General features: G+C 36.3%; 28 protein-coding genes and 1 tRNA gene. 12 read left to right on the forward strand and 17 right to left on the reverse strand.

The features are described 5' to 3' along the window. Positions 1–92: 92 nt before the first annotated feature. Positions 93–752, reverse strand: coding sequence for a TetR/AcrR family transcriptional regulator (locus B554_RS0106450; protein WP_019457407.1), 660 nt, complete (start codon positions 750–752; stop codon positions 93–95). Between the two features lie 80 nt (positions 753–832). Between B554_RS0106450 and B554_RS0106455 the strand changes: the two genes are divergently transcribed. Beyond that, complete coding sequence (locus B554_RS0106455) at positions 833–1,705, forward strand: aldo/keto reductase family oxidoreductase (RefSeq protein ID WP_029767631.1); 873 nt, start codon at positions 833–835, stop codon at positions 1,703–1,705. A gap of 284 nt (positions 1,706–1,989) precedes the next feature. Here the strand turns inward: B554_RS0106455 and B554_RS0106460 are convergent, their stop codons facing one another. After that, on the reverse strand, positions 1,990–2,436 hold the full coding sequence (locus tag B554_RS0106460; protein WP_019457409.1) for a winged helix-turn-helix transcriptional regulator: 447 nt from the start codon (positions 2,434–2,436) through the stop codon (positions 1,990–1,992). A 109-nt stretch (positions 2,437–2,545) separates the two neighbouring features. Here B554_RS0106460 and B554_RS0106470 point away from each other — a divergent pair, with 109 nt between their 5' ends. Then, positions 2,546–3,763 carry an MFS transporter gene (locus B554_RS0106470; RefSeq protein WP_019457411.1) on the forward strand — a complete coding sequence of 406 codons (1,218 nt, stop codon included), beginning with the start codon at positions 2,546–2,548 and terminating at the stop codon, positions 3,761–3,763. A 77-nt stretch (positions 3,764–3,840) separates the two neighbouring features. On the opposite strand, the gene B554_RS0106475 is transcribed toward B554_RS0106470, so the two are convergent. Both B554_RS0106475 and B554_RS0106480 read right to left on the reverse strand, forming a co-directional pair. Next, a complete protein-coding gene (locus B554_RS0106475) occupies positions 3,841–4,605 on the reverse strand; it encodes a membrane protein (protein ID WP_025465125.1) in 765 nt (254 codons plus the stop codon). Between the two features lie 323 nt (positions 4,606–4,928). After that, positions 4,929–5,252 (reverse strand): hypothetical protein, encoded by a 324-nt coding sequence (locus tag B554_RS0106480; RefSeq protein ID WP_004702672.1) that lies wholly within the window; start codon positions 5,250–5,252, stop codon positions 4,929–4,931. A gap of 433 nt (positions 5,253–5,685) precedes the next feature. On the opposite strand from B554_RS0106480, the gene B554_RS18565 reads away from it, so the two are divergent. Continuing rightward, positions 5,686–5,805: a hypothetical protein gene (locus tag B554_RS18565; protein WP_004702673.1), complete on the forward strand. Its 120-nt coding sequence runs from the start codon at positions 5,686–5,688 to the stop codon at positions 5,803–5,805. Positions 5,806–5,966: 161 nt separating this feature from the next. Here the strand turns inward: B554_RS18565 and B554_RS0106485 are convergent, their stop codons facing one another. From B554_RS0106485 to B554_RS0106495, 3 genes are all read right to left on the reverse strand, one after another. Further along, positions 5,967–6,782, reverse strand: coding sequence for a pyrroline-5-carboxylate reductase family protein (locus B554_RS0106485; protein WP_004702676.1), 816 nt, complete (start codon positions 6,780–6,782; stop codon positions 5,967–5,969). Between the two features lie 294 nt (positions 6,783–7,076). Then, entirely contained in the window at positions 7,077–7,286 is a 210-nt protein-coding gene (locus B554_RS0106490) for a hypothetical protein (protein ID WP_019457413.1), read from the reverse strand. Positions 7,287–7,490: 204 nt separating this feature from the next. Then, positions 7,491–7,706, reverse strand: a complete 216-nt coding sequence (locus tag B554_RS0106495) for a cold-shock protein (RefSeq protein WP_004702680.1) — start codon at positions 7,704–7,706, stop codon at positions 7,491–7,493. A 514-nt stretch (positions 7,707–8,220) separates the two neighbouring features. Here B554_RS0106495 and B554_RS0106500 point away from each other — a divergent pair. Beyond that, positions 8,221–8,838, forward strand: a complete 618-nt coding sequence (locus tag B554_RS0106500; protein WP_019457414.1) for a LysE family translocator — start codon at positions 8,221–8,223, stop codon at positions 8,836–8,838. A gap of 95 nt (positions 8,839–8,933) precedes the next feature. Here B554_RS0106500 and B554_RS0106505 read toward each other — a convergent pair whose 3' ends face one another. Both B554_RS0106505 and B554_RS0106510 read right to left on the reverse strand, forming a co-directional pair. Next, positions 8,934–9,479, reverse strand: a complete 546-nt coding sequence (locus B554_RS0106505; protein ID WP_019457415.1) for a glycoside hydrolase family 108 protein — start codon at positions 9,477–9,479, stop codon at positions 8,934–8,936. 36 nt (positions 9,480–9,515) lie between these two features. Further along, the gene (locus B554_RS0106510; RefSeq protein WP_019457416.1) at positions 9,516–9,905 is read right to left on the reverse strand and encodes a hypothetical protein; all 390 of its coding nucleotides are present in this window, start codon (positions 9,903–9,905) and stop codon (positions 9,516–9,518) included. A 589-nt stretch (positions 9,906–10,494) separates the two neighbouring features. On the opposite strand from B554_RS0106510, the gene B554_RS0106520 reads away from it, so the two are divergent. Next, positions 10,495–11,166: an XRE family transcriptional regulator gene (locus B554_RS0106520; RefSeq protein ID WP_019457418.1), complete on the forward strand. Its 672-nt coding sequence runs from the start codon at positions 10,495–10,497 to the stop codon at positions 11,164–11,166. 150 nt (positions 11,167–11,316) lie between these two features. On the opposite strand, the gene B554_RS0106525 is transcribed toward B554_RS0106520, so the two are convergent. Together B554_RS0106525 and B554_RS0106530 are read right to left on the reverse strand one after the other, a co-directional pair. Continuing rightward, complete coding sequence (locus tag B554_RS0106525; RefSeq protein ID WP_002119938.1) at positions 11,317–11,550, reverse strand: hypothetical protein; 234 nt, start codon at positions 11,548–11,550, stop codon at positions 11,317–11,319. Between the two features lie 173 nt (positions 11,551–11,723). After that, positions 11,724–11,800: transfer RNA gene (locus B554_RS0106530), tRNA-Met, on the reverse strand. Between the two features lie 265 nt (positions 11,801–12,065). On the opposite strand from B554_RS0106530, the gene xseA reads away from it, so the two are divergent. Then, entirely contained in the window at positions 12,066–13,331 is a 1,266-nt protein-coding gene (xseA, locus tag B554_RS0106535) for an exodeoxyribonuclease VII large subunit (RefSeq protein ID WP_019457419.1), read from the forward strand. Beyond that, positions 13,321–13,515, forward strand: a complete 195-nt coding sequence (gene xseB / locus B554_RS0106540; RefSeq protein ID WP_004702693.1) for an exodeoxyribonuclease VII small subunit — start codon at positions 13,321–13,323, stop codon at positions 13,513–13,515. The genes xseA and xseB overlap by 11 nt, the downstream gene beginning before the upstream one ends. Positions 13,516–13,756: 241 nt before the next feature. On the opposite strand, the gene B554_RS0106545 is transcribed toward xseB, so the two are convergent. Further along, positions 13,757–13,975, reverse strand: coding sequence for a hypothetical protein (locus B554_RS0106545; RefSeq protein ID WP_004702694.1), 219 nt, complete (start codon positions 13,973–13,975; stop codon positions 13,757–13,759). A 47-nt stretch (positions 13,976–14,022) separates the two neighbouring features. Then, positions 14,023–14,616 carry a LysE family translocator gene (locus tag B554_RS0106550; protein ID WP_004702695.1) on the reverse strand — a complete coding sequence of 198 codons (594 nt, stop codon included), beginning with the start codon at positions 14,614–14,616 and terminating at the stop codon, positions 14,023–14,025. Between the two features lie 374 nt (positions 14,617–14,990). Between B554_RS0106550 and B554_RS0106555 the strand changes: the two genes are divergently transcribed. Together B554_RS0106555 and B554_RS0106560 are read left to right on the forward strand one after the other, a co-directional pair. Next, the gene (locus B554_RS0106555) at positions 14,991–15,320 is read left to right on the forward strand and encodes a hypothetical protein (protein WP_029767636.1); all 330 of its coding nucleotides are present in this window, start codon (positions 14,991–14,993) and stop codon (positions 15,318–15,320) included. A gap of 476 nt (positions 15,321–15,796) precedes the next feature. Further along, positions 15,797–16,153: a four-helix bundle copper-binding protein gene (locus B554_RS0106560; protein WP_019457421.1), complete on the forward strand. Its 357-nt coding sequence runs from the start codon at positions 15,797–15,799 to the stop codon at positions 16,151–16,153. 603 nt (positions 16,154–16,756) lie between these two features. Here the strand turns inward: B554_RS0106560 and B554_RS0106565 are convergent. From B554_RS0106565 to B554_RS0106575, 3 genes are all read right to left on the reverse strand, one after another. After that, entirely contained in the window at positions 16,757–17,164 is a 408-nt protein-coding gene (locus B554_RS0106565) for a GFA family protein (protein ID WP_025465127.1), read from the reverse strand. Positions 17,165–17,191: 27 nt separating this feature from the next. Further along, positions 17,192–17,593, reverse strand: a complete 402-nt coding sequence (cueR, locus tag B554_RS0106570; protein WP_004642046.1) for a Cu(I)-responsive transcriptional regulator — start codon at positions 17,591–17,593, stop codon at positions 17,192–17,194. A gap of 75 nt (positions 17,594–17,668) precedes the next feature. After that, a complete protein-coding gene (locus B554_RS0106575; protein ID WP_019457423.1) occupies positions 17,669–20,140 on the reverse strand; it encodes a heavy metal translocating P-type ATPase in 2,472 nt (823 codons plus the stop codon). A 166-nt stretch (positions 20,141–20,306) separates the two neighbouring features. Between B554_RS0106575 and B554_RS0106580 the strand changes: the two genes are divergently transcribed. After that, entirely contained in the window at positions 20,307–20,507 is a 201-nt protein-coding gene (locus B554_RS0106580; protein ID WP_081400315.1) for a heavy-metal-associated domain-containing protein, read from the forward strand. 57 nt (positions 20,508–20,564) lie between these two features. Here B554_RS0106580 and mobR read toward each other — a convergent pair whose 3' ends face one another. Then, positions 20,565–22,235 carry a phenol degradation transcriptional regulator MobR gene (gene mobR / locus B554_RS0106585; protein WP_019457425.1) on the reverse strand — a complete coding sequence of 557 codons (1,671 nt, stop codon included), beginning with the start codon at positions 22,233–22,235 and terminating at the stop codon, positions 20,565–20,567. Between the two features lie 369 nt (positions 22,236–22,604). On the opposite strand from mobR, the gene B554_RS0106590 reads away from it, so the two are divergent. Both B554_RS0106590 and B554_RS0106595 read left to right on the forward strand, forming a co-directional pair. Next, the gene (locus tag B554_RS0106590; protein WP_019457426.1) at positions 22,605–22,892 is read left to right on the forward strand and encodes a phenol hydroxylase subunit; all 288 of its coding nucleotides are present in this window, start codon (positions 22,605–22,607) and stop codon (positions 22,890–22,892) included. A 21-nt stretch (positions 22,893–22,913) separates the two neighbouring features. Continuing rightward, positions 22,914–23,912, forward strand: a complete 999-nt coding sequence (locus B554_RS0106595; RefSeq protein WP_019457427.1) for an aromatic/alkene monooxygenase hydroxylase subunit beta — start codon at positions 22,914–22,916, stop codon at positions 23,910–23,912. Positions 23,913–23,923 lie beyond the last annotated feature (11 nt).

Consider the following 23,923-nt stretch of genomic DNA (forward strand, 5'->3'; position numbering starts at 1 on the left):
ACTTAATTCGAAAGAATTAGGTGGTTTTTTTATTGGCTATGTATAAATTTAGAGAAGTTTTACCACTCTTCTTTCCATACAAACAAAAGCTTTTATATTTGTAAGATTAAAATTTTTGAATTCTTTATATGTCCAACTTGTTGTAAATAAGCGACGACCATTAATTTTAAATGAGACTCTAATACCTGCTCCACTTTATCTGTTACCTGATTTTCAAGCACTCTTCTTATTAATCCCATAATTGCACCTAAAACAAACTCAGCGACGATCTGACTATCATCAAACTCAATATCCGACGCACTCTCCAATAAATTTGAAACAGCGGCTAACATACGGTCATTCATTCGCTTTGAAAGATCCAATCCCCCTCTTTCTCCTGAAATAGCATATAGCGCCTTTGATTCCTCGGGATTACTTAACTTTGCCAAGATTATTTCATCGACTAAAGCTGAGATTAGGGTCTTAATTGAAGTCTTTTCATATTTCAGGCAAAGCTCTTCAATTTTTTCTGCAACACTATCAAGATGACGTTGCAAAACTGCAGCTAATAAAGAATCTCGGTTTGGATAGTATTGATAAATACTACCGACTGATACACCCGCTCTTTCAGCAATACGTGTGGTATTACATTTTACAATTCCTTCTTTGAGTAAAACCTGAATGGTTGCTTCATGAAGAACTTCTATTGTTGCTGTTGAACGCGCCTGAACTGGTGATTTTCGTGGCTTCAGAGCAGTTTTATTTATAGACATAAAATGCGAATTCTAAATGTGAAGGATTCTTCATAAACTTTATCTTTAACAATATTGAAAGTAAAGTCTGAGGAAAACTTATGTCCTATCTTATAAATCTTTCCGACACATACAAACTTGGAAATAAAATTGTAAATAGAATGGGCTATGGTGCAATGCAACTGGCAGGTCACCATGCATTTGGACCACCAAAAGATAAAAATGCTGCAATAAATGTCCTAAAAATCGCTATCGAGTTAGGTATTAATCATATCGATACCAGTGATTTTTATGGTCCTCACATAACCAATCAAATCATTCGAGAGGCTCTATATCCTTATCGAGATGATCTTACCATTGTCACAAAAATTGGAGCAAAGCGTGGAGAAGATGCTTCTTGGCTAGCAGCTTTTTCTGCAGAACAAATAGAAAAAGATGTACATGATAATTTGCGTAATTTGGGTTTAGAAACTTTAGATGTTGTAAACTTTCGAGCAATGTTTAACCCTATGATGCCTTCCGAAGGTTCCATTGAGGAAGTAGTTGTTGTACTGGCCAAATTAAAAGAAGAAGGTTTAATTCAACATATTGGATTAAGCAATGTTACAGAAGCTCAAATTATTGAAGCTGAAAAAATCACAGATATTGCTTGTGTACAAAACCAATATAATTTGTTCAATCGTCAAGATGATGTATTAATTGATCAACTAGCTAAGAAAGGAATTTGTTATGTACCCTTTTTTCCGCTAGGTGGTTTTACACCTTTTCAATCAGATACATTATCTGCTGTAGCAAATGATCTTGGTGCAACTCCAAAACAAGTCGCATTGGCATGGTTATTAAAACGATCGCCTAATATCTTATTAATTCCTGGCACATCATCGGTAGCTCATTTAGAAGAAAATATTGGTGCTTCCAAATTAATATTGTCAGATGAAGTCTACAATTTACTAAGCTCTTTAAATAACAGCTAATTGTTTGGCTGGAAGTGAGTTCCAGCCAATGCCAAGATTCCAAAATTTAAATCACTTAATTTGAGAGAGAATTAGATGGTTTTTGGCCATTAGTATTAAAAATCTATGTAAAGCCTTTTATTACTATTAGGACACTACCACCTTCTTTATTGACTCAATTTCATATATACTGGCCTTAGTATGAGATGAGCCTTATATAGTTCATTGCTAGATCAATGAATGACTAAGCCCTTAGCTTTCGAGCAAGGGCTTTTTTACGCCTAAAATAAAATATTAACAATATTTTATTTAACCTTTTGCACTTGAGTATCTGAACCTCTGAGCACTTTTCCATCTTGTCCAACGGGTGCCATAAATGGAATTTGCTGACCTGTATTTTTATCAATTAATAGCGAATGACGCTCACCACTTTCAAATAAGTTATGCTCTCCCCATTGTCGTAAAGCTACCACTACTGGAAACAAACTTTCTCCTTTAGTAGTCAGCACATACTCCTGATAAGCCGTACCATCAGAAGCATCTTGCATTTCAAGAACACCAGCATCTACTAACTTTTTCAGTCGATCAGAAAGAATATTTCTAGCCACTCCTAAGCTCTGCTGAAAATCTTTAAAACGGCGCATTCCATCAAAAGCATCACGCACAATAAGCAGTGACCATCGGTCTCCTATAAGGTTGACGCAGCGCGCAACAGGACAAGGCTCATCTTTTAACAATGTAGAGTTCGTCATTGAGTTTCCTTATCAATAATCAGTAACAAGCCATCTAGTTGCATTTTAAAACTAGTAGACTTAACATTCAACTGGTTGCATTTTAAAACCAGATTAAATGGATTTAGCCATGAAAGCTTCTCTTGCATCTTCTACTTCACACGCCAAAAGTGATAAACCGCTTTCAAGCATGCCTCGTGGCGTAATTTTGCTGTTTGCTATAGCCAGTGGTGCGAGTGTGGCAAATGTCTATTACGCGCAGCCTTTGCTCGACATATTGGCTAAAGACTTTAATGTTAGCCATGCCTCAATAGGTGGTGTAGTGACAGCTACACAAATTGGCTGCGCTCTTGCCCTATTGTTTCTAGTACCGTTGGGTGATCTTGTAAATCGACGTCGATTAATGACCCTACAATTACTAGCTTTAGTATCTGCATTGCTCGTGGTTGCCTTTGCTCATTCTGTAAGTGTTCTATTGGCAGGAATGCTTGCTGTCGGTTTACTCGGCACAGCCATGACTCAAGGACTAATTGCTTATGCTGCAAGTGCTGCTGCCCCACATGAGCAAGGACATATAGTAGGTACTGCACAAAGTGGTGTGTTTATAGGTTTACTGCTTGCCCGGATATTTTCAGGAGGAATTAGCGATATTGCCGGTTGGCGTGGTGTGTACTTTTGCGCAGCAATACTTATGCTCATCCTTGCATTACCACTTTGGAAATGCCTTCCTCATTTACAAACTCAGCCTGTTAACATGCGCTACCTACAGCTTTTAACATCAATGTTCAAACTGCTTCGCCAAGAGAAAGTTTTACAAGTACGCGGTGTTTTAGCTTTACTCATGTTCGCGGCGTTTAATATTTTTTGGAGCGCGTTGGTACTGCCGTTAAGTGCACCACCATATAGTTTTTCGCACACTGTAATTGGGGCTTTTGGACTTGTCGGGGCTGTAGGTGCATTAGCTGCCGCACGAGCTGGGTACTGGGCTGACCACGGTTACGCTCAACTTACAAGCGCCATAGCACTCTTAATATTGCTAAGCGCATGGGTACCACTCTCGCTCATGGACTACTCACTTTGGGCGCTCATAATTGGCATAGTACTGTTAGATTTAGGTGGACAAGCTCTGCATGTAACCAACCAAAGTATGATTTTTCGTACTCATCCAGAAGCGCATAGTCGGCTCGTTGGGCTATACATGCTCTTTTACGCGGTAGGAAGTGGGCTAGGTGCAATTAGCACAACCGTTACTTATGCTTATGCTGGGTGGCTGAGCGTATGCACACTTGGTGCAAGTGTTAGTTGTTTCGCGCTATTATTTTGGTGGATAACACGTAAAGTCTCTTAAATATCGATAAAATCTAGCCTCAAATAAAAAAAACCACATCACCCAACAGAGTAATGCGGTCTTTTTTAAGAGTTAATTTAATGAGCTGTCTGGGCTGCTTTAGGTCTAAAGACCATTAAACAAATCACAATAAAAACCAACAAAACGAAAGATGCGCTAAATCTACTTAGCTCTAATCCACCATGTGCAATGGGTTTATCGAGGAAATCTCCCAATACTGCACCTAGAGGTCTGGTAAGAACAAAGGCTAACCAAAATAATAATGTTCTTGAGATTTTGGTATAAAAATAGCAAATTGCTAGTACCAATAATAAAGTACCAAAAATTAAAGCCGCGCTCGTATAGCCCAACGCTTGGGTATCTGCAGTCCAGTCACCTAATGCTGTCCCTAATGTTTGAGAGAACATGATGGTTAACCAATAAAAAGCTTCGCTTTTAGCAGACTGAATGCTTTTTACCGAAATTGTGCCGCAACTTAAATACCAAACAAACAGAGAGACGCCTAATAAAATAAGTAATATTAAACTACCCCCTGCATAGCCCACGCCTAAAGTTCGGTCAACAAAATCGGCAATTGTGGTTCCGAGCGTGGTCGTAGCAATAATAGTCGCCCAATAAAAAAATGAATTATATTTCTTAGCTTTAATTTGCAAGCCAACAAAAACTGCAAATATCACCGCGAAAATGGCTGTACTAATTACATACCCCAAATTCAGGGACATAGATAGCGCATCTCCAGCTGTCTCGCCCAAAGTTGTGGCAGCAATTTTAATGATCCAGAATAGCAAAGTGACTTCCGGAACTTTACTTAAACTTTTAGATAAACTTTCATGACTTATCATTGTATGTTCTCCAAACATACTTACTGATTCGCCCATATCTAAGAGTTCCAGCCTTAAGCCCAAATTAAGAGTAAAAACAAACTACAAATTTTGCCTATAATGAGTACTTTTAATAACTAGAAGACATAATTAGCCTTTTATTTGTTGTAAACATTTTGCGATGCACAACCGTTTAATAATCATGTCATAAAAGCTAAATGAGCTATAAAGATAGTGGAATGCGACACCTATTTTTATAGTATCCGATGCAGCATTTTTTTAAATTCTTTAGTTAATTGAAATAAAAAACCTACTCAATGAGTAGGTTCGATTTACATGTAAGTTCAGCTTATAGAACTTTTGATTAAACATTTTTCATGCCATGCCGTTTGAAAGTCTTCGACAGCTTTTGTCTTAGTCAAAGGATCTTCAAATAACTTTGAAGAATATGCTGTATCAATAAGCTGTTGATACAACTGCTTTGCCTCTACTTCTTCAAGATGACTCGCAATCTCTTGTAGTTCAATCACTGGCACATCATGCTGTCTTGCATCCATCACTCCTTTTGCAGCATTTTTCACAAGCTGACAATAGTGGATCTCCATTGTTTCTGATGCCGCATAACATGGAAGTGTGATAGCGCTCATAAAGAGGAATATAAATTTCATAGTCTCACCTTAATTTCACGCGCAAGGGTAGCAATTTATCCTCTAAAATTTAAGTCTCAAAAGATCAACTTTCAAATCAGACAAACTTATTCATCACAATATGTAAATGAATTCCTAGATTTTTCAGCTAGATTCTTTATCAAGATTACGACCTACTGAATGTATAATTTCCAATTAATTCAAAAAATATATTTTATGACTATCGATTATTTTTCCTCTAAAAGTCATTAAAATTTAAAAATAAATATCGTTTTAATTGCTCTACAGCATATTATTACTATTGCTTACCTTTCTGAAAATTTAAGAAAAAATTAATTAATGAGTAAATTATAACAGTCTTCTTATCTGTTATATTTTTTTAAAAAAATTCTGTATCTATGATTACACATCGAATCTGTTCATGATGTACATATCTAGACACGAGGTAGCTAACATGAATTTTTTGAGAAAGAAAAATAAAGCTAGTTTTGTATTATTTATTATTACTCTCTACTCAATGTTAGGGTTTGGCATCGGCTTTATTATTTGGGAATATTTTCTTAAACTTCATTGATTTAAAAGTTTGAAGTTACGAAGTGAATTTAGAAGAGCTTTCGTTAAGATTAAATACACTAAAATGTTTATTCAGCAAGCACATGGTTAAAGTGACTGTATCAAGTACCTTTCAACGATATGTTATTTCAGTGTTAAAAGGTACTTGGTTAGAAACAAAAACTAGTGTTTGATAATTTCAGCGTTAATCTCTGCACTTATTTCTTTACTACGGTGATACGCTGCTTTTAAAGCGAGTCGAATATCATCAGAAAGATTGCCTAATTCAAACATCCGTAATGCAGATTCAGTGATTCCATTAGCCAATGTCACCTTTCCACATAACTCACTTGGCTGAACGTTACTTTTGCGTACCATTTCTACAGCACCCGATGCAGCTTGTAGTGCTAGATCTAAAGCAAACTGCTTATCTAAACCCATAGCCGTACCTGTTTTGATCATACTGTCGAGAATATAAAAGAAATAAGCTGGCCCTGAACCTGATAGCGCAATAATCGCATCAGCATCTGATTCAGAATGCGCCCAATACGTCTTACCTGTTGCTGAATAAATTACCTCAATGACCTCTTTATCTAAAGGTTCCAAGTATTCAGAACCAATCAGCACATGTGTACCGCTATAAGTTAATACTGGGGGGTTAGAAATAATTCGTATAATTTTTTGTGAGCCCGTCATACTCATAAGTTGTTTAATATTCACCCCTGCCATCATCGACACTATAGTTTTATCTACTAACCATTTTTTTAATGGCGCTAGTATGGCTTTTAAGTTTTTGGGATCTAGTAACAGAACAACAATATCAGCCTTTTTTACCTCATGCTGCTTTTGCTTCAGAATGATTTCATTATCAAACTTTACTTCCTCTATAAGATTAATTTTTTCTTTTTGAAATCCCTTTAAAACTAAACCTCCAATCAAAGCTAAAGACAAGTTACTGCTGCCAATAAAGCAAATATTAGGCTGTACTATATTCAACATTTAGAGTTATTTCCTTCCTTTAGATATACTACAAAAAGAAATATTATTTATGACTTAAGTCATAGACCGTTAAAACTATAAAAATTTAATAAACTTTTATAAATATTAAGTTTAATTTTACAACAAAGTTATATTCTGAGTTAAGAGTACTCTTCACTCATGACTTTATGAATAACAAAATAACTTAAATTGTTAAAAATATGTAATTAAAAATAATATTTAGCTTATCTCATTTGAGAAATTGAGTTGTTAAATTTAAAGTACTTTTAATTAATATTAACTTAAAAATCTTTCTTATTTTTTAATAAAACTCTCGGCAATTTTTAACGCTTCTTGAAATTTTATGTCACTACACACCCAAAAAGATAAAAGCTTCCCATTTAAATGAAAATACTGCTTCTCATATTTAGTTACTTCATCTGAGTGAGGATTTCCCGCACTAAAATAATTTTCGTTATTCTTGCAAACTTTGCCATTTAAAATACCGCCAATGCAAATATCCATTTTTATACCAATTATTGATTTAACTTTTTAAGCATAAGTTTAATTTTTATATTATATAAATAAAATAATCAACTTATTTGATTGTTCATGTAAAAAAACCCACAAAGGAAGAAGTGGGTTTTTTAACTAAATTAATGATTTTTAAAAATTACTTGAGCAATTTACTCTAAAGATAACCCAATAAAATCATCAAATTATATAAATTTAAGCATTATTCACAATAGTGATATTTGACGCTTGTGGGCCTTTTTTACCCTGTGTCACAGTAAACTGAACACGTTGGCCTTCTAAAAGAACTTTGAAGCCTTGTGTTTGAATTTCAGAAAAATGTGCGAAAACATCTTTACCTTCATCAGATTGAATAAAACCAAAACCTTTAGTTTCATTAAACCATTTTACTGTACCAGTAGTATTAGACATAAATTAATCCTAACTTTTAAAAAATTATCATTTGTTATTGGAGAAACCAATTAAACTCAAAAATATGCGTTTACTTAAATATCTTATAAAATACGGAGGATTATAAATAAAACTGCGAAAAGAAAGATTTAGGTTAACAAGAATATTTTTGTAGTTATGCTCGACTATACACGCTTCTTATCGAATTGCAATCTCTATCTCGATTAATTGATTTTTTACTCATTTCGATCACAGACACCATCTCCTTATTTATTGATTTTAAATACTATTTACAAGAAATTTAATTGATTTAATATTGATATATTCATTAGATATATCTCATTTTTTTACACTCTGAAAATTTTTTCTTCTATAGATTTTTAAGGCTTACTATAAGCTTCATAGTCATTTTGATGAATGACTAAAATATTTTATTATTTTACAAAATATACAGACTTGTATATACATATTATCTCTTCTACTTTAAAGTACGCGTGCAGCTTAATATGTTGATGATAAAACAGGAAGTAACCACGTGAACGGTCTTTTAGTATTTATAACCATTGCTTTTCTCACGTTATCCAGCCCCGGACCAGGCGTTTTATTTACAGTAACAAATTCAATTAATTATGGTGTACGAACAGCTTTATTCGGTATTAGTGGTTTAATCATTGGTATGTTTATTATCGCTGTAATTTCTGCAAGTGGTGTTGGGCTTATTATTACCAGTAATCCCACTATCTTTACTGTTTTAAAGTTTATTGGAGCCTTTTACTTGATGTACTTAGGCTATAAAAACTTTATCAAAAAGTCCCCTACTCAAGATTTACTAGAAACTGCACATGACGAGAAAGGTATAAAGAAATCAAAACTTTTCTATCAGGGATTATTTGCATCACTACTGAATCCCAAAACAATTGTCTTTTTTATCGCACTTTTTCCACAATTTATTGATATTAAAAAAGAAATATTAAATCAGTTTTTAGTTTTATCTTTAACATTTTGCTTTATTGGTTTTTTAATTCATTTAGTCTATGCCAATTTTTCTTCAATTTTTAAAGAGAAAATGCTCGCTGGGAATAATTTTGCAAAACTAAATAAAGTGAGTGGCTGTATTTTCTTCCTTTTAGCGATTTTACTTATTACTCAGTAAAGTAGTTTTATTTATATAAACCAAACAAAAAACGACCAACTTGTTAAGTTCTTTACAGCCCTTTTGCTTAAAACAGCTTTAGCAAGTTGGTCTTTTTATAAGCTCACACGATTGGCAATCCATCCGAAAAAAAATTGCTCATATTTTGGATTCTTTTCTGTAATTTCAATATAGCGCTGACCTTGCATAATATTAAGGAGACGTACGAGTACGTGCTCACCTTCATGACCGCGCTTATCAATATACATTGATAAAGCCTGCAATGTAGATGGTCCATATTCCCCATCTAACTTAAGATCTGTCCAGCCCTCTTTTCCTTGGCGATTTAACAAGTTCAAAGCCCGTTGCAGAAGCGGTTTTGTAAAGTTGATTCCACAATTTACCCCAGTATCAAATAGCTCTTCAGCAGTGGTGGGACTGATTAAATTAACTTGATCAAATCGTGGTTCAAGCCAATATTGTTTCTTATAAATCTCTCTAGCAATTTCTAAAGGTAAATCCGTCATTTCACCTTGATATCCATAACTACGAGCAACTGCTTGAGTAATTCCAAATCTTGTCGCTTGGCCAGAGTCCAATGGGTCATTTACATATCCACCTTCACGTTTTATAAGTGCATCTAAATATTGTTCAATATTCATAAGACTGTCCTCATTTATATCACCTACTGTTAGATATTAATTTTGAATATCATCTTTTGCTTTTTTTAAGTCTTTCATCACTTCAACAATAGTTTTTCCTTCTTGTTTATTAATGAAGTTAAATATCCACCTCACAATCGCCCAGCCAGGTAATCCACAAATAAAGAAGAATCCACCTAAAGTAATCATTCCCCATATATCTGTTACCCATTCATGCAAATTCCATTTCATGATAATGAATGAGCCACCTGTCAAGCTTGAGACAATCGTACAAATCAAACCGACTACCCATTCTTGAGGTGAACGAGGAAAACGCATGATTAGAACCACTGCTACGACTAAACTCACAGCTAAAGCAATCATCATGGCCGTACCATAGAGATTAAAAGCAGTCACTAATCCATCAGTCGTTAAAAACTTTCCCATAACTCAATCCTCACACGCTCTAAAAGGATAAAATTTTATAAACCAATGTTATTTAATACCTTTTTAGAGAAACTATTTAAATAAAATCGCTCAATCTCATAGACCTTTTACCAGCATTTAAGCATTGGCATAAGAACAAGAAAAAAGAGTAAAGTTGATGAATTGCTTCACTTTTTTGACCAAAAATTTGACATAACATGCTGCCATATATCGGAAACTTTTGTGAGTCATTAAATTCTTTGTTAGATTCTTCATGTTCTTGATACCCTTTATCGACGAACATTAAGCCTGATCCACGGAATCGGGCTTTTTTTATTTCATTTTTTGTTTTTAATAGCTGATCTCTATCACTGATTCACTATCGCCATTTTTTATATTCTGTCGTCCATTGAGGCAGAATAATAATCACTACTTACTAAGCCATTGATAAAAATTAAAAATATATTTAAGTAAAATATTTAGGTCATACTATCAATGGTTCCTTACAACTGATAATATAACTATAGTTATTATTAGTCAATAACTATAGTTGTTTTACTAGATATAACTTAAGTTATATATTTGTTATAAATTAGCTGGTGCGATCACTATGGCTCTTAAAGACCGTTTAAAAGATTCAAGGATTAAAGCTAAGAAAACTCAGGCAGAAGTTGCTGAAGCAGTAAAAATGTCTCAGCCTGCCTACCAAGCTTTAGAATCGGGAAAGAACTTAAAATCTGCTTTTCTTCCACTTATTGCACAGTTTTTAGGTGTAGATGCTTATTGGCTTACCACTGGTAACTCAGAAGATTCTTTTAAAGAAAGTGATGTGTTTAGTCCTACTGTGGTAAGTCATGATGCAGTAGACCAATATCTTTGGATTGATGTGGTTGAAGCAAGTTTTTCTTGTGGTACAGGTGAATCAATCGAATTTCATTTTGATGCAATTAATGGAAAAATTCCTTTTCCTGCTTCTTTTTTTAAAGAAAAGCGCGTTCCTCAAGAATGTATGCGGATTATTAAAGCCAAAGGCGATAGCATGACCGATTACATTAAAGATGGGGATTTGGTTGGCATTGATATTTCTCAGACTGAAGTCATTGATGGTGAGATTTATGCTGTTTATTTCGCTGGTGAAGGAATGATTAAACAAATTTTTAAAGAGGCAGATGGTTCTTTAATTTTGCATAGCTTAAATGAAAAATTTAGAGACCGCCGTGTAACTGAAGAGAACGGTAAAAATTTTAAGGTTATGGGCCGTCAGTTCTGGCGAGCAGGTTAATTAAGTTATTAAATATAGTTAAAATAATAATTTCAAAATTTACTTAGACTTTACCTTTTTATAGTTTTAATTATTTCTATACTCTATAAATATAAAAAAACCTATCTCCTTTAAAAGAGATAGGTTTTTACGCTTTAGTGCCATGTGTTATCAACAATATGTATTTAAACGATAAAGTTGATTAAAACCAGCATAGAAGCTTTTTCCATCTTGGTTTAGCTCAATTTCTTCACCAGACTGAAGTTGAATTTTTTTACCAACTTCAACCCAACGATATCCATCGAGAGAGTTTTGTTTACGCACATGAGGAACAATCCTCACATTAATCTCATTGCCATTTACGGCTGTGGCAATGTGCCACTCATTTACTATATTCACAATCATTTACTCATTACTGAGCTCATGTGATTTTACGGTATGTAATTAGAACGCTAGATTTAAGGTATGGACAGTTCGTCTAGAATTTAATATTTAGCTTGATATAGGGTTATTTATAAGCTAATTGCTTTTCATGAGTTCGTATCATGAAAAGTGATACATCACAGAGCATAATATTTTGGATGCGGGAGTCGGATTTGAACCAACGACCTTCGGGTTATGAGCCCGACGAGCTACCAGACTGCTCCACCCCGCAATTGGAAGTAAGCTTTATACGCCTATATATTTTATAAAGCAAACTTTATTTTTTAATCGGTTGTAATTATTAACAATTATCTTTTTATTAATTTTTCAATTTTTATCACTTGCTCTAAATAGGCATATCAATTTCCAACTTTTAGCTCGTTAAATTGTTGTATTTATTTTAAATAGAACCCGATATTTATAGACACCAATTGCCTTGCTTGGATAGCTTTTATACTATCTAGATTCTTTCTCTCATTAATACATTTATAGTTTATATGTCTGATCCTCAGTTCTCGCTAAGTGAATATCTCGGCACTGTGCAGGAAGTCATACGCCTGACCTTTGACGATCCCGTATGGGTTAGAGCAGAGATTCGGAATTTAAATATTAAAGGTGGACATTACTATTTAGAACTTGCAGAGAAAGACGCAGATACAGATAAAGTCATCGCCAGTTGTAAGGCAACCATCTGGAAATTTTCAGCGAGTAAAATTGTTCTTAAGTTTGAACGTGAAACAGGAATTGAGTTAGCAAGTGACTTAAATGTTTTAATTAAAATTAGAGCGCGTTTTGATCCGCAATATGGATTTTCAGTCAATATTGAAGAGATAGACTCAAGTTTTACACTTGGTGAAATTGCAAAACGTTATCAACAAATTGTGGAACGTTTAACTCAAGAAGGTTTAATTCATAAAAATAAACTCATCCCTACTCCTTTTGATATACAAAATGTTTTAGTGATTGCTCCTCAAAATGCTGCGGGCCTCGGTGATTTTAAAAAAGATGCAGACGCTCTTGAGCGAAATGGGGTTTGTCATTTTGTTTATCAAAATGCAACCTTTCAGGGCAATACGGCTGCCGTTAGTCTGATGGAGTCGTTGGCAACTGGTTTAAAGCAATGGGCAAACCGTTATAACTTCCCACCCGATCTGATTGTAATTATCCGTGGGGGTGGTGCTGTAAATGATTTAGCTTATTTAAATGATTATGAGCTCGCTGCCCTACTCTGTAAACGCAGCGTACCAATTTGGGTTGGTATCGGACATGAAAAAGACCGTACCATCCTTGATGAGATTGCACACCGTTCGTTTGATACTCCAAGTAAAGTGATTGCTGGTATTCGCAACCATATTGTTGAACGCGTACAAGAAGCACTAGATAGTCTACAAACGATTAAGCTGCTTTCTCAGCATCAAATCACGACGTACCAAAGCAAAAATGATCAACTACTTCAACACATTAAGTCTTCGGCACAAAATCAGCTTAACTCGGCGCATCGTCTACTTGACCAGATGAAAGAACGTATTCAGTTTAGCTCACAGCAACAAGTTAAATTTTCATTCGCTCAAATCGAATCTTTAATGAAGGAAATTCTTCTGCAAAACCCGAAACAGGTTCAAGCCAAAGGCTATGCAATAGTCAGATCTGAAGGAAAAGCTATTCGCTCTATACAGCAAATTTCAAGCCCCGCCATTGCAATTGAAATGCAAGATGGTGTGATTGAAGCCAACATTACACAGGTAATTCCAAATGAAGAATGAAGAGTTAACGTTTAAAGATGGTCATGATATTTTGAAGAAAAATGCTGAGTTATTGGAATCTCAAGAAAGTCCCGATATTGATAATTTAATGAAAGTTGTTGAAGAGTCTATTAGCGCTTACAAAGCTTGCAAGTCTCGAATTGAAGCTGTTCAACAAGCTTTAGATGAAACTTTCAAAGAATAAGATTTCATAAAAAAAGCCCATTCCTACTTCTCATTGAAGGAATGGGCTTAGTGAATACCACTTAGTCCTGAAATGCAAAAATGAGGATTATGTCACATTTTTGCAAAAACATAGTCCCATAATGACTACCAATGTTCAATATTTTAATTGTGTCTATACGTTAGTTTGGCTTAATTTCCACCATTGAGACTCTAATAAACACAAACTATGTAACTGGTTATTGTTAAATTTAATTTAATAGTTATTCCTCACTGAATGCACCGATTAACTGATAAATTTTGCCGTCTTTAGGGTTTTCATATAACAAATCCATATTGGGCAAAATGATATCGTCATTAATTTCAATATGTTCAATGCTTTTATGAAGTTCAAGTGCATGGTCATTCATTGGTCTAACTTTTGCCAAAGCAATTGATTCTTTGTCAAACTGATCCTTGATAATTACTTTTAATCTTTTCATAAAAATCTCCTGAAAAATAAATTTTTAATATAAATAATCGGTTAAGTTTAAAATGAGCTAATCGCAGAATAGCCGATTGGCATCGCAAAAAAAGTTAAAATAAATGCAGCCGTACGTTGTAAATTACGTTGATTCAACCAAGTTACTTTATTTGAAATCAGTACTGTTCCAAACATAATCCATAAAAAAGCAATTGGGGTAATTAAAGATAAAAAGACAACAATGTGAATAAAATACAAATTCGGATTTTCCCACGCTGCATGTGGAAAAATCGCTGAAGCAAACAGTAACGCTTTAGGGTTTAAAAGTGTCGCAACAAATAAAGCCTTTGGCGTGATCAGTGGTCGATCTAGCTTAATATCTTCAGTGGATGTTATCCAAAGTTTAAAAGCAAGATAGAGAATGAAACTCGCGCTCATCAATTTTAATATAGCTGGAAGCCATGGAATAAAATGAGATACCGACTCAAGTAAAACACCCCATGAGGTAATCGCGATCAGGTAACCTATTACCTCTGCTGGAATTAACTTAAGAGAATGCTTTACCCCTGCTTGCAAGCCAGCCGAGGCTAATAATGTATTTGTTGGTCCTGGAGTCAGCAAGATAGTGACTACAAGTCCTATAAATAAAAATGACACCATAGGCCAAAACTCACTGATTGCTCTAGGCGAAATATGTCAAAAAAGAGCATCTATTGTCGACAAAATCGTTGTAACAAGAAATATTACAAATACTTTTTTATTTTTAAAATCATAATCATATTAAAAAGTGAACTTAGATTCATTATAATTTGTTTAATTTTTAATTTGCAAAATACGTCACACATTTTTTAAATGAGTTTCAGTCAGATTATATTATTTTTTAACTATTGCACAAAATGATCACACGACTTGAAATTGTTAAATTGATCAATATACATACAATTAGAAATCGTGATTTTATTGAATAGATGTATCGCTCCCCATCAATTCATTGATTGTCGCTTTCATCGAATTAAATAGTTGATGGAGGATGCATGATGAATGCTTATGTTCGCCCTCATCCCGATGGGTTTAAAGCTTATTTAGGTAAAAATCAAAAAACAGGTCTCTACATTGTTCGGCTTGGCTGGACAATATATGAAACCAATGCAAACGGTTCTGTTCTATATTTAGTCAAGAATGAAGATAAGATTCCATTGGATGTAGATAAGTTTAAAACTGACCGACCAAAAATTTATGCTGCTCTTCTTAATGAAGTTCAGTTTCAACGCAAGAAACAACTGGCGATTGATCTCCAGCAATCAAATATCCCTTCTTATGACCGTAAAGCCTACAAAAAACGGCGCGGCTTTATAAGTTCTTAAAATTATCTATTTCGTCGCTATATACAGAAAAAGCACCCTCGGGTGCTTTTTCTTTTAACGACCAGTTGTAATTAATACGAACATACTCAGTATTAATGTGCTTAATGATCGTTTGCAATGGATGTGGACTTCATGCTCAGCTCCGTGAGCGTATTGATTAACGTTTTCCATTTCGTGTCCTTCAAAGTTCACATTCCTAATTTGCCTAATATTCACACAATAAGAAATTAGCCAAAAGTATTATATCGAAATAAAGTTTATGTCTTGTTTGAGAAATTTTTTCTTCGTGCTTCATCTTCTTTCAAAAATTGAGTGAGCCAAGTACATGTAACATTCTTATACGAGGTTAATCACTTATTGAGCATTTGTAGACCTTTCATTTCAAAAGTCCCTGTAGGAGAAATGATTTTATAAAATGAAAAAAGATAACAATATTCGGTTTTTTAATAAAAGCCTTTGAAAAGGAGAATATTAAAATGAATAGCTCGCAAACCCCTGATCCTTCTTTATTTAGTCAAGCATCTAATTCTATTCAAGCCTGCATTGAATGTATGTTTGCTTGTAAACATTGTGCCTCTGCATGCTTACAAGAAGAGCATGTGCATATGATGCGTGAATGTATTAAGCATTGTTTAACCTGCGTAGAAACCTGTCAGTTATGTACGTCTTTAGAATTAAGACATTCCGAGCTTGCTGAACAAGCCATGCAATTATGTGCGAGTGCATGCCAACTCTGCGCTGCTGAATGTAGTAAGCATGAACATGAACATTGCAAGATTTGTGCAAAAGCATGTTTAGCATGTGCACAAGCCTGTCAGGCATATCGTGCTTAACTTTCTAGTGAGCATAGAAACCTACGATCTATAAGGCTCGTAGGTTTTTAAATTTAAAAAAACTAAGAACTAGAAAATTAAAATTTTAGATGAGATGAATAACTACTTTTCTTTAAGCATAAAAAAAACCCGCATCTTGGGGAAAATGCAGGCTCTTAGATCTCCCACAACGACCATGAGTTCATTATTAAGCTTGAACTTTAAACCGTTGATTAAATGTACCCTTAATAAAAACAAATTACAATACAGAATAGTCTGTTTATTTAAAATATTTTGTTATTTTTACATTAATTTTTCATAAATAGTCTAAAAATTTATGCACTTCTCAAATTAGAAATAGCTTTCTACAGGCATTAAAAAAGCCCGTTTCACGGGCTTTTCTGCAACGGTGAGCAATCTAAGATTTGTGTCTATCCATCTCTTACATGCTCTTTGCTAGCTATATGTAAGGTCCTATCGTATCTTTTGCCCTGTCCCAAGTTTCCCTGTGGATCGAGGAGATATTACGATTACCTTAGGTACAGTTATAGCACATTATTTATTCATGGCTAGTCTTGTTCACGTTTTTTTACAAATGAATAAAATACGATCCAACCTTAATATTTAAGGGTTTTCTACCGCATTTGGATATTGGCGAGCACTATCGCAAATTGGATACCACTTCACTTTTGAAGACACAAAAGCATGAGAAATTACAGATGTCGATATTTCTTCATTAATAAGGCCTACCCTTAAACGCACTACTTCAGGCTTATCTAAACGTTCACTCCAGATCGGCGAACCACAAGTTTTACAGAACACTCTCTTTTTATTAGGTGATGCAAAATAAGCCTGTAAAAGATTTTCACCCTGCACAATATTTAAGTCACTTTTTTGTACTTGAGTAATGGCAGCGAAAGCAGTACCTTGAGCTTTTTGGCACTGTGTGCAATGACACACCATGATGGGTTCTAATTCGCTATTAATTTGTAGTTGGATACCATTACATAGACAAGATGCCGTATACACTATGATTTTCCTTTTTTATTTTAATGAAACTTAGCTTACACCCACACCTTTTTCAATGTGATCTAAGATCGCACAAGAAGCTTGCTGGTTGCCGCAGCAATCATCGGCTGAAGCCTGCAAAATATTGACCATTTCTTGGAGATGGGCAATTTTCTGTTTTAATTCGGCAATGTGTTTTACGGTTAAGGCTTTCACCTCTGCACTCTGCCGGTCTGTATTTTTCCAAAGTGAAATAAGCTCTTTCATCTGTTCAGATGAAAAACCTAACTCTCGAGCATGCTTTAAAAAGTTTAAAGTTTTAAGGTCTGTTTCTGAATAAATGCGATAGCCAGAAGCAGAACGCTGAGCTGCTTCAAGTAAACCGATTTCTTCATAGTAGCGAATCATTTTCGCCGAAATGCCCGAATGTTTGGATGCCTGACCGATATTCATCTCACACCTCAAATATTAAATTTGGTTTAAGACCTGTTGTCATGATCTTAAACCAAAAGTTGATTTTCAGCACCCTTACTGTACTGGCGCATGAAAACGTTTTAAGCGTAATGCATTGCCTAAAACAAAGACCGAAGAAAGTGCCATCGCGCCTGCTGCAAACATAGGTGAAAGTAACACACCAAATGCTGGATATAGCGCACCTGCTGCAATTGGAATAAGTGCAACGTTATATACAAATGCCCAGAACAAGTTTTGACGTATGTTTCGCATGGTGGCTTTACTTAATGCAATTGCGTTCGGTACACCTTTTAAACTACCTGACATCAACACAACATCGGCTGCTTCAATGGCAACATCTGTTCCTGTACCAATGGCTAACCCAACATCTGCTTGCGCCAAGGCTGGAGCATCGTTAATACCATCACCTACAAAGGCCAAACGACCATATTGTTTTTGCAGTTGGCGAACTGTGTCCACTTTGCCTTCGGGTAAAACCTCTGCCACAACTTCATCAATATTCAGCTTTTTAGCAATCGCTTGCGCCGTATGACGGTTGTCTCCTGTAATCATAGCAACCTTGAGACCTAATTGATGCAATGCCTCAATCGCAGCATAGGTTGTTTCTTTAATTGGGTCTGCCACGGCAATAATTGCAGCAAGTTTTTGGTCAATGGCAACATAAAGCGGTGTTTTGCCTTCTTCACCTAATTGAGCAGCAATCGCTTGGAATGAGTTGGTGTCTAAACCAAGTTGGTGCATATAACGGTCTGCGCCAATTTGTACTTTTTGGCCTGATACTTCTGCCTCAATACCTGATCCTGTAATCGAGTTAAATGCTGTTACGGGTAATAAGTTTAAGCCTTCACTTTCTGCTGCTTGAACAATCGCAAGTGCAATTGGGTGTTCAGACTTGGCTTCGACCGAAGCAACTAAAGTTAGCACTTGTTCACGCTCAAAACCTGATTGCACATTAAAGTCTGTTAGTGTCGGTTTACCCTCGGTAAGTGTGCCTGTTTTATCAACGGCAACGACCTGTGCTTCTTGTAAAAGCTGCAAAGCTTCACCTTTGCGGAACAAGACACCTAACTCAGCACCACGTCCAGTACCGACCATAATAGAGGTTGGCGTTGCAAGTCCCATCGCACAAGGACAAGCAATAATCAGTACCGCAACAGCATTCACCAAACCAAAAGTCAACGCAGGTTCTGGCCCAAAAATAAACCAAACTAAGAAAGTGATTGCAGCAATTAGCATGACAGCCGGTACAAACCACATGGTGACTTTATCGACTAAACCCTGAATCGGAAGTTTAGAACCTTGGGCTTGTTCAACCATGCGAATAATTTGTGAAAGTACAGAAGAAGAACCAACGGCGGTTGCTCGAATGTTTAAAGTACCGTTTTGGTTGACCGTACCACCGACCACCTGCTCTCCTATTTTCTTTTCAACAGGAACAGGCTCACCCGTAATCATAGATTCATCAATATAGCTATGTCCTTCGACGACTTCACCATCGACTGGCACACGTTCACCCGGACGAATTTCTACAATAGTTCCACTGACCACTTCAGCAACTGCAACTTCCACCACTTGACCATCACGCTGGATACGAGCAGTTTTCGGCTGCATTCCTACCAAATGTTGAATCGCTTGTGAAGTACGCCCTTTAGCTTTGGCTTCAAAATAACGTCCGAGCAAAATTAAACTGACAATAACGGCAGCCGCTTCAAAGTAAACATTGACCGTGCCTTCGGGTAAAACCTGCGGCATAAAGGTTGCCACAACTGAAAAGCTATAGGCAGCTAAGGTGCCAACAGCAACCAGCGAGTTCATATCTGGCGCTAAACGCAATAAGGCTGGAATACCTTTTTGGTAAAAACGGCGACCAGGAAAAACGAGTACTAATGTGGTCAAAACAAACTGTAAAAGCCAGCTATTGTATTGCCCAATCGTGTGCATGACCCACATGTGAAAAGCTGGAATGAGATGTGAACCCATTTCCAGAATAAACACAGGTAAGGCTAACACAATCGAAATGATCAAATCTTTTTTAAGCTGATCTAACTCTGACTCTTTTTTGTCGAGCTGCTCATCTTGATTTTTTTCAGATGCTTTTGCATCGTAACCTGCTTTTTTAACAGCGCGAATTAAGTCTTCGACATTGACTGAATTATCTGCCTGCACCCAAGCCTGCTCTGTTGCTAAGTTGACTGTGGCTTCTTGAACGCCGTCTACTTTTTTTAGGGCTTTTTCAACTCGTGCAACACAAGATGCACAGGTCATGCCCTCAATAGACAACTCCACTGGCGCAGCTTTAGGAACATCATAACCTGCTCGTTCAACTGCTTTAACCAATGCTTCACGCTGAATCGGTTGATTTGAATAAACAACGGCTTTCTCTGTTGCCAAATTAACATTAGCAATTTCTACATTTTCAACTTTCTTAAGTGCTTTTTCGACACGACCTACACACGAGGCACAGGTCATGCCTTCGATTGGAAGTGTTTCACTATATGCTGGCAATTTTGTGTTTTTTGAGTCCATCAAACACCTCTGCAAATCTGCAAAATTTAATATTCTGTATTGAGCATATAGATTCCCATCATGGGAAGGTCAAGCATATTTTTTTAAAAAATTGGTCTTGACCTTACAATCATGACAAGGTTTAGACTCAGTGTTATCCAAACAAACATCTCATTCTTGATGGAGTATGAATATGAAACTACTTATTGAAAATATGACTTGTGGTGGCTGCGCTCGTGGCGTGACTGCGACGATTCAAGATATCGACCCAAATGCAAAAGTAGATGTGGACTTAGCGACCAAAATCGTAACTGTTGAAAGCAGTGAAAGCATCGATAAAATTACTGAAGCACTTGAAGAAGATGGTTTCCCTGCTCAAGTGCAATAATGAATAAGGCCTAACATTTAAAGTTAGGCCTTTATTTTTGAGCGTGTTGATATTGACTCAAAGCTGAAATTTTTTAATTCGATAATCCAGTGCTGCCCGAGTTAGCCCTAATAAACGTGCCGCTTCAGACACATTATGATTTGCCTTTTTTAAAGCCGTTAAAATTAACTGCTTTTCGTGTTCTTCTAAATTAAACTCTGCCTGTAATAATTGCTCAAAGTCAGTTTTAACAGCTACAGCCTGCTCTAGGTCATGCTTGATCTGTGGAAAAATGGCATTTAACTTAATCAGTTGCTGATCGTCCGTTAATAAAACCGCCCTTTCTAATAAGTTTTCCAACTCTCGAATATTTCCCGGCCATTCATATTGCTGCATAAAAACTTTGGTCTTTTCACTTACACCTTGAATGGTTTTGCCGTACATTTTTTCAAAGCGACGAAGAAAATGTTCAACCAGTAAAGGAATGTCTTCACGGCGCTCTCGCAAAGGCGGAATCTGCACTGGGAAAATATTTAAGCGATAATACAAATCTGCCCGAAATCGTCCTGTTTTCACCGCTTGCTCAAGATCTTCATTGGTTGCTGTAATTACACGAACATCTAAAATACGAGTTTGTGAGTCTCCAACTCGCTCAAATTCACCTTCTTGCAAAATGCGTAATAGTGCCGCTTGTGCACGAGGTGAAAGCTCAATCACTTCGTCTAAAAAAATCGTACCACCATTGGCTCGTTCAAACTTACCCAAGCGAGATTGATGCGCTCCTGTATAGGCACCCTTTTCTACGCCGAATAATTCGGACTCAATTAATTCTGGTGGAATCGCTGCACAATTTACCGCAATAAAAGGATGGTCTTTTCTTTGGCTATTTTCATGAACCCCTCGTGCAAAAGCTTCTTTACCAACCCCTGTTTCGCCTTGTAGCAAAATAGAAACTTTCGAGCCTGCTGCTTTGGTTAATAATGCACAGACCTGTTTATAAGATGCTGACTTACCCACAGAACTAAATAATTGGTAATCGGCTTCACTGTCACTGTAAATTGATTTTTTAAGTTCAAAAAGTTCAGCCTGCAACGCAATCAGTTCTTTTTCTATGGGTTCGGGAGACATGAACTGAATCAGCTCATCTGCATTTTCCCACTCTTCTAAAGGCTTACCAATAATACGGCAATGCTCGTGGCCACACGCTTTACACTCTATTTCTTGATAAATAATGGTCATGCCCGTCGCAAAACTACTGTAGCCGCATGCATAACCCAGAAGCATCCAGCACGCAGGTTCATCACTTGGACCAAAATGCTCTAAATGCACATCAGCTTCAAAAGAGTTAAGCCAATTTAAATCGGCATAAAACTGTTTTTTATCGTGGCTTAAATTGAGCTGGTTGGCCTGTACTTGCACCATTCCACGAATGGCGTGCATTTGTGGGCCTGCCATAAAAGCATCGTGTTCATTTAGATCTGGACGCATTTTTGTTGTCACTTCTGCATCCTTTAACCCTGCTTGATACCCTAAACGAATAAAGAAACGCTTGGTTCGCTCAAGTCCAATCATGTGCGCTAAATCTTTACGCAAATATCCCATAATGCTGGTGTGTAAAAGCAGCATCCGATATTCATCAAACCAGATTTGACCGTGGGCAGTATCAAAGTGCAGTTTAGATAGCAAATCATGAATTTCTTGCGGATGATCTGCGTATCGTCCCGTTGTATCGTATTTTACTCGAGCCATGAGTGATCTGTTTTAATCCATTAAACACATTTGGGTGCTATCTCATCTTATCGAAGAACAAGATAAATGTCCTAGTACCTTAAAGACATAACTTCATACTAAAAAAGTATTTCTAAATTTCTCCTTTTAAAGCCCCAAACAATCTAAAAAGAAATTTTTACGACCCTCTTCATCAAATCATGAATATCTCTTTTTCACCATTCAAAAAAATTCATGAAATGGTGAATTTTAAAAATGCTGCACTTTTAATAAAAATACTAAGCAATTGTTTTTAATTATAAAAATAAAGTTGGCATAGCTTTTGTAAAGCTTATAGCGAGAGCAAGGAGCATTCATCAATTTCGAGACCATGTCTTGATGGAGTACAGCATGACGCAACCTCAAGTCGAAGCATTAACCAAATATATCCGGGTCACTGGCGACTTAAACGCAGAGTTTATCGAATTCGATTTTGCCATTCACGACCCAAGTCTATTTGTGGAACTGGTTTTGCCTAAACATGCATTTAATAATTTTTGTAAAACCAATCAAGTGGTTGAAATGACCCAAGAGCAACAAGCTTTTAATGATGCTCAGGAAGAAAAATGGCGCTATGGCACTGAAGTAACCTTAGTCGGCACGCAACGTAATAGCAACGATCACGATGATCAGATGTAAAAAATATAAGGAGATAAAGCCATGACTTTAGAAATCAAAACGTCAAATGTCGAACCTATCCGCCAAAACTACGCCTATATCGAAAGACGATTTGGTAGTAAGCCAGCAACTCGATATCAAGAAGTGAGTTTCGATGTACAGGCAGAAACTAACTTCCACTATCGTCCTTTGTGGAAACCTGAAAAGACTTTAAATGATAAAACCCATACTGCCCTGCAAATGCAAGATTGGTATGCATTTAAAGATCCACGTCAATTCTATTATGGAACTTATGTTCAACACCGTGCACGTTTGCAGGACACAGCCGAAAGTAATTTTGCTTTTTTTGAAAAACGTCAGCTTGCAGAACATTTGTCTGATGAAGTCAAAGCTAAGGTCATTGAATGCCTATTGCCATTTCGCCACGTTGAACAAACTGCAAACTTACACATGATGTCTGGCAGTGCCTATGGTTATGGCACCGTGATTACCCAAGCTTGTATTTATGCCGCGATGGATCATTTAGGAATTGCGCAGTACATCTCACGCATTGGCTTAGCTTTAGATGGTAATAGCGGCGATTCATTACAGCAGGCAAAACAGGCTTGGATGCAACATCCTGCATGGCAAGGCTTACGCCGTCTGTGTGAACAAAGTCTCACCGAGCAAGACTATTTCAAACTTTTCCTATTACAGAACCTTGTGATTGACGGCTTTGTGACAGAGCTTGTTTATCAACAGTTTGATCAGTGGTTAGTCACTCAAAATGCTCGTGACTTAGCCATGCTGACTGAGTTTATGAAAGACACTTTAGGTGATTTACGTAAGTGGTCAGACACCGTCATTAAAACTGCGGCAGCAGAATCCGATCACAACAAACAGCTATTAAATGAATGGTTCACCCAGTCTTTAGCTCAAGTAAAAGCAGCTTTTATACCTTGGGCAACAGCAGCCTTAAGAGCAGATGCAGTTGATCAAGCAGAACAAGTTGTGATTGATCGTGCAAAAAAACTCGGCCTACAACCACTTACAAATGCTTAAGGAGAAGCAAC

Origin of the sequence: Acinetobacter sp. GG2, assembly GCF_000292385.1 — a bacterium.
GTDB lineage: Bacteria > Pseudomonadota > Gammaproteobacteria > Pseudomonadales > Moraxellaceae > Acinetobacter > Acinetobacter seifertii.

Bases quoted from the DNA above. Each gene is read 5' to 3' on its own strand.
- B554_RS0106450 (WP_019457407.1), bottom strand. From the start codon at position 752: ATGTCTATAAATAAAACTGCTCTGAAGCCACGAAAATCACCAGTTCAG.
- B554_RS0106455 (WP_029767631.1), top strand. From the start codon at position 833: ATGTCCTATCTTATAAATCTTTCCGACACATACAAACTTGGAAATAAA.
- B554_RS0106460 (WP_019457409.1), bottom strand. From the start codon at position 2,436: ATGACGAACTCTACATTGTTAAAAGATGAGCCTTGTCCTGTTGCGCGC.
- B554_RS0106470 (WP_019457411.1), top strand. From the start codon at position 2,546: ATGAAAGCTTCTCTTGCATCTTCTACTTCACACGCCAAAAGTGATAAA.
- B554_RS0106475 (WP_025465125.1), bottom strand. From the start codon at position 4,605: ATGATAAGTCATGAAAGTTTATCTAAAAGTTTAAGTAAAGTTCCGGAA.
- B554_RS0106480 (WP_004702672.1), bottom strand. From the start codon at position 5,252: ATGAAATTTATATTCCTCTTTATGAGCGCTATCACACTTCCATGTTAT.
- B554_RS18565 (WP_004702673.1), top strand. From the start codon at position 5,686: ATGAATTTTTTGAGAAAGAAAAATAAAGCTAGTTTTGTATTATTTATT.
- B554_RS0106485 (WP_004702676.1), bottom strand. From the start codon at position 6,782: ATGTTGAATATAGTACAGCCTAATATTTGCTTTATTGGCAGCAGTAAC.
- B554_RS0106490 (WP_019457413.1), bottom strand. From the start codon at position 7,286: ATGGATATTTGCATTGGCGGTATTTTAAATGGCAAAGTTTGCAAGAAT.
- B554_RS0106495 (WP_004702680.1), bottom strand. From the start codon at position 7,706: ATGTCTAATACTACTGGTACAGTAAAATGGTTTAATGAAACTAAAGGT.
- B554_RS0106505 (WP_019457415.1), bottom strand. From the start codon at position 9,479: ATGAATATTGAACAATATTTAGATGCACTTATAAAACGTGAAGGTGGA.
- B554_RS0106510 (WP_019457416.1), bottom strand. From the start codon at position 9,905: ATGGGAAAGTTTTTAACGACTGATGGATTAGTGACTGCTTTTAATCTC.
- B554_RS0106520 (WP_019457418.1), top strand. From the start codon at position 10,495: ATGGCTCTTAAAGACCGTTTAAAAGATTCAAGGATTAAAGCTAAGAAA.
- B554_RS0106525 (WP_002119938.1), bottom strand. From the start codon at position 11,550: ATGATTGTGAATATAGTAAATGAGTGGCACATTGCCACAGCCGTAAAT.
- xseA (WP_019457419.1), top strand. From the start codon at position 12,066: ATGTCTGATCCTCAGTTCTCGCTAAGTGAATATCTCGGCACTGTGCAG.
- xseB (WP_004702693.1), top strand. From the start codon at position 13,321: ATGAAGAATGAAGAGTTAACGTTTAAAGATGGTCATGATATTTTGAAG.
- B554_RS0106545 (WP_004702694.1), bottom strand. From the start codon at position 13,975: ATGAAAAGATTAAAAGTAATTATCAAGGATCAGTTTGACAAAGAATCA.
- B554_RS0106550 (WP_004702695.1), bottom strand. From the start codon at position 14,616: ATGGTGTCATTTTTATTTATAGGACTTGTAGTCACTATCTTGCTGACT.
- B554_RS0106555 (WP_029767636.1), top strand. From the start codon at position 14,991: ATGATGAATGCTTATGTTCGCCCTCATCCCGATGGGTTTAAAGCTTAT.
- B554_RS0106560 (WP_019457421.1), top strand. From the start codon at position 15,797: ATGAATAGCTCGCAAACCCCTGATCCTTCTTTATTTAGTCAAGCATCT.
- cueR (WP_004642046.1), bottom strand. From the start codon at position 17,593: ATGAATATCGGTCAGGCATCCAAACATTCGGGCATTTCGGCGAAAATG.
- B554_RS0106575 (WP_019457423.1), bottom strand. From the start codon at position 20,140: ATGGACTCAAAAAACACAAAATTGCCAGCATATAGTGAAACACTTCCA.
- B554_RS0106580 (WP_081400315.1), top strand. From the start codon at position 20,307: ATGAATATGAAACTACTTATTGAAAATATGACTTGTGGTGGCTGCGCT.
- mobR (WP_019457425.1), bottom strand. From the start codon at position 22,235: ATGGCTCGAGTAAAATACGATACAACGGGACGATACGCAGATCATCCG.
- B554_RS0106590 (WP_019457426.1), top strand. From the start codon at position 22,605: ATGACGCAACCTCAAGTCGAAGCATTAACCAAATATATCCGGGTCACT.
- B554_RS0106595 (WP_019457427.1), top strand. From the start codon at position 22,914: ATGACTTTAGAAATCAAAACGTCAAATGTCGAACCTATCCGCCAAAAC.